The sequence below is a fragment of the Kribbella sp. NPDC000426 genome, assembly GCF_040300265.1.
Lineage (GTDB): Bacteria > Actinomycetota > Actinomycetes > Propionibacteriales > Kribbellaceae > Kribbella.
Genome location: NZ_JBEPDK010000010.1, coordinates 172,985 through 186,913 on the forward strand (window position 1 = coordinate 172,985; position 13,929 = coordinate 186,913).

Consider the following 13,929-nt stretch of genomic DNA (forward strand, 5'->3'; position numbering starts at 1 on the left):
TGGTCGTTACTACTGCGCGGACCTGTCCGCGTCATCATCTGTGCTCTCCGCCGGTACGTCGGCCTTCGCGTCGGCCGGCAGTTGTTCGGTCGGCTCCGACACGGCCACCCGGGCCGCGCGCAGGACCCGCTCGCCGAGCCGGTAGCCCGGTTGCATGATCATCGTCGCGGTCGGACCGTCGACCTCGTCGGAGTAGTTGTGCAGCAGGGCCTCGTGGATCCGCGGGTCGAAGGTGTCGCCCTTCTCGCCGAACTTCACCAGGCCGAGCTTCTCGGTGACGCGCTCCAGCGATTCCGCGACCGCCTTGAACGCACCCTCGAGCTCACCCGCCTCGCGGGCCCGGCCGACGTCGTCGAGCGTGCCGAGCAGCTCGGTCAGGACCGAGCCGATCACCAGCTCCCGCGACGCCTCCCGGTCCCGGTCGACGCGGCGCTTGTAGTTGACGTACTCGGCCTGCAGTCGCTGCAGGTCCGCCGTACGCTCCGCGAGCGCTTCGGTCAACAGAGCCTCCTGGGCGGACGGACCGACCAGGTCGGACGGGTCCCGGGGCGGCTGTGCGCCCGGGGTGCCCGGCGTACCCGGCCGGGCGCCGGGCGCGGGAGCCGCGGACGAATCCGCAGTCTCCCGCGCCGCGCCGGTGTCCGGGTCGATCCGGCGCTTGTCCCGGACGACGGGCTCGCCGTCACCGAACTCGCTGCCAGTGGGTCGATCCGTCACTTGTCCTCCGTCTTGTCCTGCGGCCGGTCCTCGTCCACGATCTCGGCGTCGACGACGTCGTCGTCGTTGCTGCTCGAGCTCGCGTCGTCGGAAGTGGCGCTGTCGTCGGCCTGGCCGCCGGCAGCCTGCGCGTTCGCGTACATCGCGGCGCCCATCTTCTGGCTGGACTGGGCGAGCTTCTCCGAGGAGGCCTTGATCGCCTCGGCGTCGTCACCCTCGAGGGCCTTCTTCAGCTCCGCGACAGCGTCCTTGACCTCGGTCTTGACGTCGTCGGGGACCTTGTCCTCGTTCTCCTGCAGGAACTTCTCGGTCTGGTAGACCAGGCTCTCGGCCTGGTTGCGGTTCTCGACCGCCTCGCGGCGCTGCCGGTCCTCCTCGGCGTACTGCTCGGCGTCGCGGACCATCTGGTCGATGTCGGTCTTCGGCAGCGCGGAGCCGCCCGTGACCGTCATCCGCTGCTCCTTGCCGGTGGCCAGGTCCTTGGCGTTCACGTGCACGATGCCGTTCGCGTCGATGTCGAAGGTGACCTCGATCTGCGGCACGTTCCGCGGCGCCGGCGGCAGGCCGGTCAGCTCGAAGTTGCCGAGCGACTTGTTGTCGCGGGCCATCTCGCGCTCGCCCTGGTAGACCTGGATCATCACCGACGGCTGGTTGTCCTCGGCCGTGGTGAAGATCTCCGAACCCTTGGTCGGGATCGTGGTGTTGCGCTCGATGATCTTGGTGAACACGCCGCCCTTGGTCTCGATCCCCAGGCTCAGCGGGGTCACGTCGAGCAGCAGGACGTCCTTGACCTCACCCTTCAGCACACCGGCCTGCAGGGAGGCGCCGACCGCGACGACCTCGTCCGGGTTCACGCCCTTGTTCGGGTCCTTGCCACCGGTCAGCTCCTTGACCAGGTCGGCCACCGCGGGCATCCGGGTCGAACCGCCGACCAGGATCACGTGGTCGATCTTCGACACGTCGATGCCGGCGTCGTTGATGACGGCCTTGAACGGCGCGCGGGCGCGCTCGAGCAGGTCGTTGGTCATCTTCTGGAACTCTGCCCGGGAGAGCTTCTCCTCCAGGTGCAGCGGGCCGGACTCGGTCAGGCTCAGGTACGGCAGGTGGATCGTGGTCTCGGCCGCGGCGGACAGCTCGATCTTGGCCTTCTCGGCGGCCTCGGAGAGGCGCTGCATGGCCATCTTGTCGCCGGACAGGTCGGTGCCGTTCTTGTTCTTGAACTGGGTCACCAGCCACTGGACGATCCGGGCGTCCCAGTCGTCACCACCGAGGTGGTTGTCACCGCTGGTCGCCTTCACCTCGAAGACGCCGTCGCCGATCTCCAGCAGCGACACGTCGAACGTGCCGCCACCGAGGTCGAAGACCAGGATGGTCTGCTCGGTGCCCTTGTCCAGGCCGTAGGCGAGCGCGGCCGCGGTCGGCTCGTTGACGATCCGGTGCACCTTCAGGCCCGCGATCTCGCCGGCCTCCTTGGTCGCCTGGCGCTGCGCGTCGGAGAAGTAGGCGGGCACGGTGATGACCGCGTCCGTGACCTGCTCCCCGAGGTACGCCTCGGCGTCCCGCTTCAGCTTCTGCAGCACGAACGCGCTGATCTGCTGGGGGGTGAACTTCTTGCCGTCGATGTCGACGCTCCAGCTCTCACCCATGTGACGCTTGACGGAGCGGATGGTGCGGTCGACGTTCGTGGTGGCCTGGCGCTTCGCCACCTCGCCGACCAGGACCTCGCCGTTCTTGGCGAAAGCCACCACCGAGGGCGTCGTGCGCGCTCCCTCGGCGTTGGGGATGACGGTGGGCTCGCCACCTTCCAGTACGGCGATGACGGAGTTCGTCGTACCGAGATCGATTCCGACCGCGCGGGCCATTCTGTTACCTCCACGAAGTTGAGTGATGCAGACTCAATGTTGCCGTTCGTCCGCCTCGGTTTCAAATCCGTGACTGAACAAACTTGAGTTCACTAGGCTCAACATTGCACACCGCCCAGGTCATTCCCAAGGGCGGGTCCGAATTTCGGGGTCCGGTCCAGGGTGCGGCCAGGGAGACCCCTCCCGAAGTAAACGTTTTCCATGGGACGCTGGTTCCTGTGAAACTCCGCCCGATGACCCCCGCCGACTACGGCGCGGTCCTCGCGCTGAACAACGCCGCCGCCGGCCTCGTCGATCCCCTCGGCGCCGACCGCCTGGACTGGCTCCGGCTGATCGCCGCGCACGCCGCGATCATCGACCTCGACGGCAAGCCCGCCGGGTTCGTGCTGACCTTCACCCCGGGTTCGGCGTACGACGGCCTCGAGTTCGACTGGTTCACCCAGACGTACGCGAACCGCTTCCTGCTGATCGAGCGGATCGTCGTCGCGACCGAACACCGCCGCGAGGGCATCGGCTCCCAGGTCTACCGCGCCATCGAACGCGCTGCCAAGCCGTTCGACCGCGCGGTCACCCGCGTCCGCACCCACCCCCTCGACGACGGCGCCCTCACCTTCCACACCACCCGCGGCTACATCGAAATAGGCAAGCAGCCCCTCCCCGACGGCACCCCCGCCTTCCTCCTCACCAAAGAACTGGCCGACTAGAGCCGTCGTACGTCGACCAGCGCCCGGACGGGCAGCTCACGCCGGAGCCGCGGTTCGGTCAGCCCGTCGACGATGCACGCCGCCCCGATCCAGCGCGCGCCGGCCGCCTCCACCAACGCCCGCGCGGTCAGCGCCGTCGCACCGGTATCCACCCAGTCGTCCGTGAACAGGACACGATCGCCCGACCGGATCAGGTCGCGCCGGAACCCGAAGACGACATGCCGATCCAGGTAGTCGGGCCCACTCGTACGGCGTAACCACCGATCGCTGTCGACCGCCGGCTCAGCGTCCTTCCGCATCTCGACGAACCCAACCCCCAGCGCAGCCGCCGTCAAAGCCCCCACCAACGACCCCCGCGACACCGGCCCCAGCACCACCGTCGGCATCTCGTCGTACAACCCACCCAGCGCAGGCCCAATCTCCCGAAGCAACTCCCCATCCCGCCACCACCCGGTGACGTCGGCGTATCTACTTCACGCCCCGCGGTCCGTCCGCCACTCAAATGCTTCACGCAGCCGTTCGCTCAAACCAGTCATGCTCTCAGCATGGCGGCCGGCGGCAGGGTGCTGCATCTGGTTTGCGGACACCCGCCACTCAGCAAGGCGCCCGAGGCACCTGCGCCTACGCCTAGCTCGCTTCGGCCAGCCGTGGATCGGCGGGTTTACTGAGTGCGGGCGGTCCGCCTGTGGATAGTGGCGGCCTCGGCCGGCCCGATTTCGTCATGATGTTCGAGTGGCTGATGTGTCCGAGGTGATCGGCAGACGTGGCGGATCCGCGACCCTCGCCGAGCTTCGCGCGCTAGTGACGGCGCGCGCAGTCCGCAACGCGCTCGCGGCCGGGGAGATCCGACGGGTCGCCAAAGGCGTCTACGCGCTGCCGGAGGCGCCACCCGCGCTGACCGCGGCCCGCAGCCACGGAGGCGTCGTCTCGCACCTGAGTGCTGCGCAGCACTGGGGTCTTGGAGTCATCACCCCACCGACTCTGCCGCACGTCACGCTCGCGCCTGGACGGGTCCGGCGACGGACGGGGCTGCCCTGCGTCCTGCACTGGGCGAACGTTCCCGCGCTGGAGGATGTCACTACCCCGCTTCGGACCGTCTTGGACTGCCTTCGGAGCTTGCCGCCAGCCGAAGCTCTCGCCATTGCGGACTCCGCCTTACGCACGGGTTGTATCGAGCAGGATGAGCTCCTCGACGCGGCGGCTCGGCTTCGGGGCCCGTATCGCCGACGCGTGCAGCACGTCGCGGCGTTGGCGGACGGCCGGGCGGAGTCTGTTCTGGAGTCGGTCCTTCGATCCTTGTTGATCGAGCACGGGATCGAGGGTTTCGTTCCTCAGTTGGTCGTGCAGGACGCAGAGTTCTCGGCTCGCCTGGACCTGGGTCATCCGGAGCTCCGCCTCGACCTGGAGGCCGACGGATTCGAGCACCACGGCAGTCGGCGGGCGCTGGTCAAGGACTGCCGCCGGCAGGTGCACCTCACCATCCGCGGCTGGCGAGTGCTTCGTTTCAGCTGGGAAGACATCATGTACGACCCGGACTGGGTGGTGGCCACTATCGAGCGGGCTGTCGGACGTCCACCACTCACTAAGCACCTACTTCGTGCTGCCTGAGGCGGCGCTTGAGCGTGGGGTGGTGACCTGCCTGGAGGTTACTGAGTGGTGGCGGTCCGCAGCCCGTCAGACTGGGCGGCCGGCGATGAAGGTTTGGGAGATTAGGGGGACGGCGGGGCGGTAGGAGAGGTGTAGGTGGGTGGGGGCGTTCAGGACAGTCAGGTCGGCTTGGGCGCCGGGGGTCAGGTGGCCTCGGTCGGGGCGGTGGAGGGAGGCGGCGCCGCCGGCGGTGGCTGACCAGAGGGCTTCGGCGGGGGTCATGTGCATTTCGCGGACGGCGAGGGCGATGCAGAAGGGCATGGAGGAGGAGTAGCCGGAGCCGGGGTTGCAGTCGGTGGCGAGGGCTACGGTGACGCCGGCGTCCAGGAGGCGGCGGGCGTTGGGGTACGGCGAACGGGTGGAGAACTCGATCGCTGGCAGCAGGCCGGCGACGACGCCCGCCGAGGCCAGGGCGTCGATGTCGGCGTCGGTGAGATACGTGCAGTGGTCCGCCGAGGCGGCGCCGACCTCGCAGGCCAGTTGTACGCCGGGACCCTCGCCGAGCTGGTTCGCGTGGACGCGGGCCTTGAGGCCGCGGGCGATGCCGGCCCGGAGGATCGTGCGGCCCTGGTCCGCATCGAAGGCGCCGCGTTCGACGAAGACGTCGATCCACTTCGAGTGCTTGGCGGCCGCATCGAGCATCGGGCCGGTCACCAGGTCGACGTAGCCGGCCGGATCGTCGGCGTACTCGGCCGGCACGACATGCGCCCCGAGGTAGGTCGTCTCGTCGGTGAACTGCCCGGCGATCTCCAGGGCACGGGCCTCGTGGGCAACCGTCAGCCCGTAGCCGGACTTGATCTCGACCGTCGTGGTGCCCTGCCGGCGCATCTCGGTGACGAGGCGGGACACATTCGCGGTCAGCTGTTCGTCAGTGGCATCGCGGGTCGCGGCGACGGTCGTGCGGATGCCGCCGGCGGAGTACGGCGTACCTGTCATCCGGGCGGCGAACTCCTCGGCCCGATCGCCGGCGAAGACCAGATGCGAGTGCGAGTCGACGAAGCCGGGGATGACGGCCCGGCCGCCGAGGTCCAGTGCTCCGTCGGCCGCCGGCGCGTCTCGGCGCGAGCCGACCCAGGCGACCTTGGTGCCGTCGATGACCAGGGCCGCGTCGTGGAGCTCGCCGAGGAGACCGCCGTGCGTCGGGTCGTTGGTCACCAGTGAGCTGATGTTGGTGAGCAGGAGTGAGGTCATCGGGTCACTACCTCGATCGAATTCCCCAACTGTGACGACACATCCAGGCCAAGATGCTTGCCATCAGCAACCACAGCGCGGCCGGAGACGACGACATCGGAGACGTCGGCAGCCGACGCCGCGAAGACCGCGGTCTCCAACGTCCCGCCGGTGCCGGCCGTCCGGACGGTGTCCAGGCGGATGGCGACCAGGTCGGCGCGGGCTCCGACCTCGATCGCGCCCGCGTCCTCGAAACCGATCGAGCGGTGGCCGTCCGTGGTGGCTGCCTTCAGGAGCTCGGCGGCGGACCAGTGGCCGCGCTCCTGAGACGCGAGGCGCTCGTTGAGCTCGACAGCTCGCATCTCTTCGAAGAGGTCGATGATTGCGTGGCTGTCGGAACCGAGCGTCAACGACGAGCCCGCGGCGCGCAGCTGCACGGACGGACCGATCCCGTCGGCGAGATCGCGCTCGGTCGTCGGGCAGAAGCAGGAGTACGTCGCGGAGCTCCCAAGCAACCCGACATCGACCTCGGTCAGATGCGTGGCGTGGACCGCGCTCGTCCGCCCACTGAGGAACCCGGCCTCGTCGAGCACCTGCGCCGGTGTCCGCCCGTACGCCTTGAGACAGGCCGCGTTCTCCGCGACCTGCTCGGACAGATGAATATGCAGCGGTACGTCGGGAAACGCCGACGCCACCGCACCGAGTTGGTCCTGCGGCACGCCCCGCACCGAGTGCGCGGCCGCGCCGATCACGACGTCGTCGTCACCGCTCAACTGCGCGACCCGAGCAGCCCACGCGGTCGCGTCGCCATCGCTGAAGCGTTGCTGTACGTCGTTGAGCGGCTGGTCGATGCCGCCGGCGATGTAGCAGGTGTCGAGCAGCGTGATCCGGATGCCGACGTCACGCGCGGCCGCGATCAGCGCCAGGCCCATCGCGTTCGGGTCGTCGTACCGGCGGCCGCCCGGCGCGTGGTGGAGGTAGTGGAACTCGCCGACCGCGGTGATCCCGGCGAGCAGCATCTCGCCGTACACAGCCTTCGCGAGCTCGTAGTACGTGTCGGGGGTGAGCGCGGCGGCGACGGCGTACATCTGGTCGCGCCAGGTCCAGAACGTGCCGCGCTCGGTCTGGGTCCGGCCGCGGAGCGCGCGGTGGAACGCGTGACTGTGGCAGTTCGCCAGGCCCGGGACGACGAGCCCGGTCAGCACGGTCGCGTCGCCGGGCGCGGCATCCGTTGCGATCGAGGTGAAGCGGCCGTCCGCGGCCGTCACCAGGACGCCGCGCGCGAGGCCGGTCGGGAGGATCGCGGTCTCACACCAGTACGACGTCACTTCGCAAGATCCTTCAGTACTGCGGCCAAGGCCTCGACGCCCGCGAGACAGTCGTCCTGCTCGGCGTACTCGGCGGGCGAATGCGAGATGCCGGTCGGGTTGCGGACGAACAGCATCGCGGTCGGGATGCCGGCGTCGGAGAACACGCCGGCGTCGTGGCCGGCGCCGGTCGGGAGGACCGGGGCGCCGTCGAGTACGCCGACGAGCCGGTCGCGCAGGCCGGTCGGGAAGTTGACGATCGGCGAGACCGATTCCGGGGTGACCACGAGCGTGGTGCCGTCGCGCTCGGCGCGTTCGGTGGCCTGCTTGGTGATTGCCGCGAGCAACAATTCCAGGGTTGCGGTGTCGGCGGCGCGGGCGTCCAGCCAGGCGGTGACCTGCGACGGTACGGCGTTGGTGCCGTTGGGCTCGACCGATACCCGGCCGAAGGTGGCGCGGGCGCCGGCCAGGCGGGCCTGCTTGTTCGCGGCGAGCGCGGTCATCGCGTAGGTGAGCATGGGGTCGTGGCGGTCTTCCATCAGCGTGGTGCCGGCGTGGTTGGCCTCACCGCCGAAGGTGAACCGGTACCGCCCGTGCGGCCAGATCGAGCTGGCCACACCCACCGGCGCCGTCAGCCCTCTGCCCTGCTCCACATGTAGCTCGACGAAGGTCCCCATCCGCCCCACCAGAGGCGATGGCCCAACCCCAGCCGGGTCGATCCCCGCCTGCTCCAGCGCGGTCGCCAACGAAACCCCGGCCCGGTCCGTCAGCGCCAGCGCCTTCTCGGCAGACAACACACCGGCCGCCACCCGAGACCCCAAACAAGGCATCCCGAACCGCGACCCTTCCTCCTCCACGAACGCACCCACCCCGATAGGCACGCCGGGTTCAAACCCCTCCGCCCGCAACCGATCAACAGCCGCCAAAGCCGAGACGACCCCAAGCGGCCCATCGAACGCCCCACCCTCGATCACCGAGTCCAGGTGGCTGCCCGTAACCACACCCGGCCGCGCGTAACCCGGGCCTCCCGGGCGGGAAGCCGGCCCTCCGGCCGGCTCCCCGCCCGGGGTTGTAAACGAGCCGGACACAGTGCGCCCGATGCTGCCGGAGGCAAGACCCGCGCCAGCGGCCCGGTTGCCGCGGTCCGCGGCCGGCGTACCGCCTAGTGCGGGAGAAACAGCACCACCGTGCGGACCGGGCTCCGATGCACCGCCCGCGTGGGGAGCCGGCCGGAGGGCCGGCTCTCCACGCGGTTCCCACCAGGCGATCAGGTTGCCTATGCCGTCGGACTCGACGGGTAGGCCGCGGGCGGCGCACTGGTCGAGGAACCAGTGGGTTGCCTCGCGTTCGGTGGGGGACCAGCCGCCTCGGGTGTAACCGCCGGTTTCGGGGTTGCGGCCGATGGCGGACTGGTCGGCCCAGAGGGATTCGAAACTCAAGAGAGCGGGTTCTTCGACAGCCAGTCCTTGGCGACCGCGTCCGCGCTCTCCTTGCCGACGTCGATCCGCTTGACCAGGTCGGTCAGCGTGTCGGTGGTCAGCTTGGCGTCGACCGCGTTCAGCGTGGCGACGACGTCGTCGGACTTGTGGTCGGTCCGGATCAACGGAACGATGTTGTTCGGCGGCAGGATGTGCTCCGGGTCGTCCAGCTGGACCCAGCCCTTGTCCTTGATCACGGCCTGGGTGGTGAACAGGTCGGTCACCTGGATGGTGTTGTCCTCCAGCGCCTTGATGCTCAGCGGACCGCCCGCGTCGAGCGTCTTGTACTCCTTGAATTCGACGCCGTACTTCTCCTTCATGCCCTTCAGCCCGGCGGTCCGGACCTTGAACTCGGAGCTACCGCCTGCGACCAGGTTCTTGTCCTTCAGGTCGCCGATCGACTTCAGGCTGTACTTGTCCGCGGTCGCCTTGGTCACCACGATGGTGTCCTCGTCGGTCGCCGGCGACATCTCCAGGATCTCCAGACCCGGCGTCAGCGCCTTCTTCAGCGCGTCGTACGCCTTCTGCGGGTCGGTCTCGGTGGAGTTCTTGTCGAAGTAGGCCAGCGAGGCGCCGGTGTACTCCGGAACCAGGTCGACCGACCCGTCCTTGATCGCGGCCATGTAGGTCTCGCGGTTGCCGATGTTCGGCTTCTTCTTCACCTCGATGCCCTTGGCGGCCAGCGCCTGGCCGTAGATCTCCGCGATCAACTGGCTCTCGGAGAAGTCGGCGGACCCGACGGTGATGCTTGTCACCTTCGAGGGCGCCGGCGAGCTGCCGGCGTTGTCACTGCCGAGCTGGTCGCCCCCACCCCCACAACCAGCCAGGCCGAGCACCGCCACCCCGGCGATCGCAGTACGGATGAGTGTGGATCTCAACACGAGAGCCTCCAGTGTTCTCGTCAGCCACCGGCCGGTGCCGATGGATGCATCTCAAGTTCAGCAGGTACGACGGACAATTCAGCCGATTTTCAGCCCTTTGGAGACCGTGATCCGGCCGATCGCCGCGAACAGGGCGTCCAGCAGGAGCGCGAGCAGCGCCACCAGCAGCGCGCCGGTGAACATCTGCGGGAAGTCGCGGAGCTTCAGCCCGTCGACCACGTAGCGCCCGAGGCCGCCCAGCGACACCAAGGCAGCGATCGTCGCGGTCGAGACGACCTGCAGGGTGGCGCTCCGGATGCCGGAGATGATCAGCGGCAGCCCGATCGGGATCTCCACCTTGGTCAGGATCTCGCGTCCGGTCATCCCCATCCCCCGCGCGGCGTCGATCGTGGCCGGATCGACACCGGACAGACCGGCGTACGTCGAGGCCAGGATCGGCGGGACGCCCAGCGCGACCAGCGCGATCAGCACCGGCAGGAAGCCGATCTGGTTGGTCAGCAGGACCGCGATCATCAGCAGACCGAGGCTCGGCAGAGCCCGGGCCGCGTTGCCGAGGTTGATCGCCAGGAACGCGCCACGCCGGGTGTGCCCGATCCGCAGTCCGATCGGTAGCGCGATCACCACGGAGAGTCCGAGGGCGGCAAACGTGTACCAGAGGTGCTGCAGGATCCGCGCCCAGATCCCCTCGTTGCCGGACCAGTTGTACGAGTCGGTCAAGTACTGCCACATGTCACGCCACCTCCGCCACCGGCGTCGAAACCCGAGCCCAAGGAGTCAGTACCCGCTGCAACGACACCAGGATCAGATCCGCGACCAGAGCCAGCGCCAGCGACAGCACGACTCCGACCACGACCGGCGTCAGGAAGTCCTTCTGGAAGCCCAGTGTGAACAGTTCGCCCAGGCCGCCGATCCCGATCACGGCGCCGACGCTCACCATCGAGATGTTCGCGACCGTGACCACGCGCAGTCCGGTGAAGATGACCGGTACGGCGATGGGCAGGTCGACAGCGACCAGCCGGTGCAGCGACCCGTACCCGACCGCCATCGCGGACTGCCGTACGTCGGGCGGCACGGAGCGCAGCCCGTCGATCACGTTCCGGATCAGCAGCGAGACCGTATAGATGGTCAGCGCGACGATGATGTTGATCGTGGACAGTACCTTGGTGCCGATGACCGCCGGGATCACGATGAACAGCGCGATCGACGGCACCGAGTACAGCAGGCCGCCGAACGCGATCAGCGGGTTCGCCAGCCAGGAGTACCGGGTGGCGACGTACCCCAACGGCACCGAGATGATCAGCCCGAGGATCACCGGAATGATCGCCAGGTAGATATGCTCGCGCAGCTGTTCCCAGATCAGCCCGAGGTTGTCACCGATCCACGTCATGATCGCAACGCCTGCGCGACGGTCGATTGGTCGATGACGCCGACGGCCCGGCCCTCGTCGTCCACGCAGATGCCGCAGCCGGTGGGCGAGGTCAGTACCGCGTCGAGGGCCGCGCGCAACGAATCGCCGCGCTTGAACACCGCGCCGATCGGCAGCAGCTCGCCGGACCCGTTCTTCCAGCCGACCGGTACGCCGTCCGTCAGCGCGAGCTCGTCCGGAACCGGCTGCACCGGCAGCTCGTCGGGATGCACGAACGTAAGGGCGCGGTAACCGCGATCCTGTCCGACGAAGCCGCGGACGAAGTCGTCGGCCGGCTCACCGAGCAGCTCGGCCGGCGGTGCGAACTGGGCCAGCTTCCCGCCGACCTGCAGTACTGCGACGTTGTCGCCGAGCTTGATCGCCTCGTCGATGTCGTGCGTGACGAACACGATCGTCTTGCCGATGTCGCGCTGCAGCCGGAGCAACTCCTCCTGCAGTTGGTGCCGGACGATCGGGTCGACGGCGCTGAACGGCTCGTCCATCAGCATGATCGCCGGATCGGCCGCAAGGGCGCGGGCGACGCCGACTCGTTGCTGCTGGCCACCGGACAGCTGCGCCGGATACCGCTCGGCCAGCTTGATGTCCAGGCCGACGCGTTCGAGCAGCTCCATCGCCGTACTGTGCGCCTTGCGTTTGTCCCAGCCGAGCAGCTTCGGGACGGTCGCGACGTTGTCGACAACGGTCTTGTGCGGGAACAGTCCGGCGTTCTGGATCACGTAGCCGATGCCCCGGCGCAGCGTCACCGCGTCCTGGGAGTTGATGTCCTCGCCGTCGATCGAGATCGTCCCGCTGGTCCGCTCGATGGTCCGGTTGATCATCCGCAGCGACGTGGTCTTGCCGCACCCGGAGGGCCCGACGAACACCGTGATCTGGTTGCTCGGGATCCGCAGGGACAGTTTGTCGACGGCGACGGTGCCGTCCGGATACTGCTTGGTGACGTCCTCGAACTCGATCATGGCGCCCCTTCGCGCTCGTTGGTCGCCCGAAAGACCCTAGCGGAACGAGAGACCGAATCCACGCGATCGGCCGGTTTCTCGCCCCTCGGGAAAGTGCACTGTATCGGTAGAGATACTGACCGTGGTCAGGACTCCTGCATCGGGATCCTGACGCCCTTCTCGGCCGCGACCTCGACGGCCTTCTCGTAGCCGGCGTCGACGTGCCGGATGACACCCATCGCCGGATCGTTGGTGAGCACCCGCTCCAGCTTCTGCCGGGCCAGATCGGTGCCATCGGCAACGGATACCTGACCGGCGTGGATGGACCGGCCGATGCCGACGCCGCCGCCGTGGTGGATCGACACCCAGGAAGCACCGCTGGCCACGTTCACCATTGCGTTCAGCAACGGCCAGTCCGCGATCGCGTCCGAGCCGTCGAGCATGCCTTCGGTCTCCCGGTACGGCGAGGCCACGCTGCCGGTGTCCAGGTGATCGCGGCCGATCACGATCGGCGCCTCGAGCTCGCCGGAGGCAACCATCTCGTTGAACCGAACGCCGGCCTTGTCCCGCTCGCCCTGTCCGAGCCAGCAGATCCGGGCCGGCAGCCCCTGGAACGCGACCCGCTCGCCGGCCATTTTGATCCAGCGGGTCAGGTGCTCGTTGTCCGGGAACAGATCCAGGATCGCCTGATCGGTCTTCGCGATGTCGGCGGGGTTACCGGACAGCGCGGCCCACCGGAACGGGCCTTTTCCTTCACAGAACAACGGCCGGATGTACGCCGGCACGAAGCCGGGGAAGTCGAAGGCACGGTTGAAGCCTGCCTTGCGCGCCTCGTCCCGGATCGAGTTGCCGTAGTCGAAGACCTCGGCCCCCGCGTCCTGGAAGCCGACCATCGCCGCGACGTGCCGCGCCATCGAAGCCTGCGCGCGCTCGGTGAACCCGGCCGGGTCCTTCTCGCGAGCCGTCGCCCAGTCGTCGAAGTCGATACCGACCGGCAGGTACATCAGCGGGTCGTGCGCCGACGTCTGGTCGGTGACGATGTCGATCGGCGCGCCCAGCTCGAGCAACTGCGGCACCATCACCGCGGCGTTGCCGAGGACACCGATCGACAGCGGCCGGCGGGCCTTCTTGGCCTCCTCGGCCAGCCGCAGCGCGTCGTCCAGGTCCTTCGCCCGTACGTCGAGGTAGCGGTGCTCGATCCGGCGGTCGATCCGCGACGAGTCGACATCGATGCAGATCGCGACGCCGTCGTTCATCGTGACGGCCAGCGGCTGCGCGCCGCCCATGCCGCCGAGGCCGGCGGTCAGCGTGATCGTGCCGGCCAGCGTGCCGCCGAAACGCTTCTCCGCGACGGCGGCGAACGTCTCGTAGGTGCCCTGCAGGATCCCCTGGGTGCCGATGTAGATCCACGACCCTGCCGTCATCTGGCCGTACATCGTCAGTCCCATCGCCTCGAGCTTGCGGAACTCCTCCCAGGTGGCCCAGTCGCCGACCAGGTTCGAGTTCGCGATCAGGACGCGCGGCGCCCACTCGTGCGTCTGCATCACGCCGACCGGCTTGCCGGACTGGACGAGCATGGTCTCGTCGTCCTTGAGCGTGGTGAGCGTCCGGACCATCGCGTCGAACGAGTTCCAGTCCCGCGCGGCCTTGCCGGAACCGCCGTACACGACGAGTTCGTCGGGGTGCTCGGCGACCTCGGGGTCGAGGTTGTTCTGCAGCATCCGCAGCGCGGCTTCCTGCTGCCAGCCGCGGGCGGTCAGGGTGGTGCCGCGGGGTGCGCGCACAGGACGGGGTCCGGACAT

General features: G+C 68.5%; 13 protein-coding genes. 2 read left to right on the forward strand and 11 right to left on the reverse strand.

The window, feature by feature from the left end:
* Window positions 1-9: 9 nt before the first annotated feature.
* Both grpE and dnaK read right to left on the reverse strand, forming a co-directional pair.
* Window positions 10-717: a nucleotide exchange factor GrpE gene (grpE, locus tag ABT313_RS40055; protein ID WP_350865425.1), complete on the reverse strand. Its 708-nt coding sequence runs from the start codon at window positions 715-717 to the stop codon at window positions 10-12.
* A complete protein-coding gene (gene dnaK, locus ABT313_RS40060) occupies window positions 714-2,579 on the reverse strand; it encodes a molecular chaperone DnaK (protein WP_350865427.1) in 1,866 nt (621 codons plus the stop codon). The genes grpE and dnaK overlap by 4 nt, the downstream gene beginning before the upstream one ends.
* A 233-nt stretch (window positions 2,580-2,812) precedes the next feature.
* On the opposite strand from dnaK, the gene ABT313_RS40065 reads away from it, so the two are divergent.
* Window positions 2,813-3,283, forward strand: coding sequence for a GNAT family N-acetyltransferase (locus ABT313_RS40065; RefSeq protein ID WP_350865430.1), 471 nt, complete (start codon window positions 2,813-2,815; stop codon window positions 3,281-3,283).
* Here ABT313_RS40065 and ABT313_RS40070 read toward each other — a convergent pair.
* Window positions 3,280-3,714 carry a phosphoribosyltransferase family protein gene (locus ABT313_RS40070; RefSeq protein WP_350865433.1) on the reverse strand — a complete coding sequence of 145 codons (435 nt, stop codon included), beginning with the start codon at window positions 3,712-3,714 and terminating at the stop codon, window positions 3,280-3,282. The genes ABT313_RS40065 and ABT313_RS40070 overlap by 4 nt on opposite strands.
* A gap of 301 nt (window positions 3,715-4,015) precedes the next feature.
* Here ABT313_RS40070 and ABT313_RS40075 point away from each other — a divergent pair, with 301 nt between their 5' ends.
* Complete coding sequence (locus ABT313_RS40075; protein ID WP_350865436.1) at window positions 4,016-4,891, forward strand: DUF559 domain-containing protein; 876 nt, start codon at window positions 4,016-4,018, stop codon at window positions 4,889-4,891.
* A 66-nt stretch (window positions 4,892-4,957) separates the two neighbouring features.
* Here ABT313_RS40075 and hutI read toward each other — a convergent pair whose 3' ends face one another.
* The 8 genes from hutI to hutU form a co-directional block, all read right to left on the reverse strand.
* Window positions 4,958-6,121 (reverse strand): imidazolonepropionase, encoded by a 1,164-nt coding sequence (gene hutI, locus ABT313_RS40080; RefSeq protein ID WP_350865438.1) that lies wholly within the window; start codon window positions 6,119-6,121, stop codon window positions 4,958-4,960.
* The gene (locus ABT313_RS40085; RefSeq protein ID WP_350865441.1) at window positions 6,118-7,428 is read right to left on the reverse strand and encodes a formimidoylglutamate deiminase; all 1,311 of its coding nucleotides are present in this window, start codon (window positions 7,426-7,428) and stop codon (window positions 6,118-6,120) included. The genes hutI and ABT313_RS40085 overlap by 4 nt, the downstream gene beginning before the upstream one ends.
* Window positions 7,425-8,495, reverse strand: coding sequence for an allantoate amidohydrolase (locus tag ABT313_RS40090; RefSeq protein WP_350865856.1), 1,071 nt, complete (start codon window positions 8,493-8,495; stop codon window positions 7,425-7,427). The genes ABT313_RS40085 and ABT313_RS40090 overlap by 4 nt, the downstream gene beginning before the upstream one ends.
* Before the next feature lie 347 nt (window positions 8,496-8,842).
* Window positions 8,843-9,766, reverse strand: a complete 924-nt coding sequence (locus tag ABT313_RS40095) for an ABC transporter substrate-binding protein (protein ID WP_350865443.1) — start codon at window positions 9,764-9,766, stop codon at window positions 8,843-8,845.
* A gap of 78 nt (window positions 9,767-9,844) precedes the next feature.
* Entirely contained in the window at window positions 9,845-10,495 is a 651-nt protein-coding gene (locus tag ABT313_RS40100) for an ABC transporter permease (protein WP_350865446.1), read from the reverse strand.
* 1 nt (window position 10,496) lies between these two features.
* Window positions 10,497-11,153, reverse strand: a complete 657-nt coding sequence (locus tag ABT313_RS40105) for an ABC transporter permease (RefSeq protein WP_350865449.1) — start codon at window positions 11,151-11,153, stop codon at window positions 10,497-10,499.
* A complete protein-coding gene (locus ABT313_RS40110) occupies window positions 11,150-12,148 on the reverse strand; it encodes an ABC transporter ATP-binding protein (RefSeq protein WP_350865450.1) in 999 nt (332 codons plus the stop codon). The genes ABT313_RS40105 and ABT313_RS40110 overlap by 4 nt, the downstream gene beginning before the upstream one ends.
* Window positions 12,149-12,273: 125 nt before the next feature.
* Complete coding sequence (gene hutU / locus ABT313_RS40115; protein WP_350865452.1) at window positions 12,274-13,929, reverse strand: urocanate hydratase; 1,656 nt, start codon at window positions 13,927-13,929, stop codon at window positions 12,274-12,276.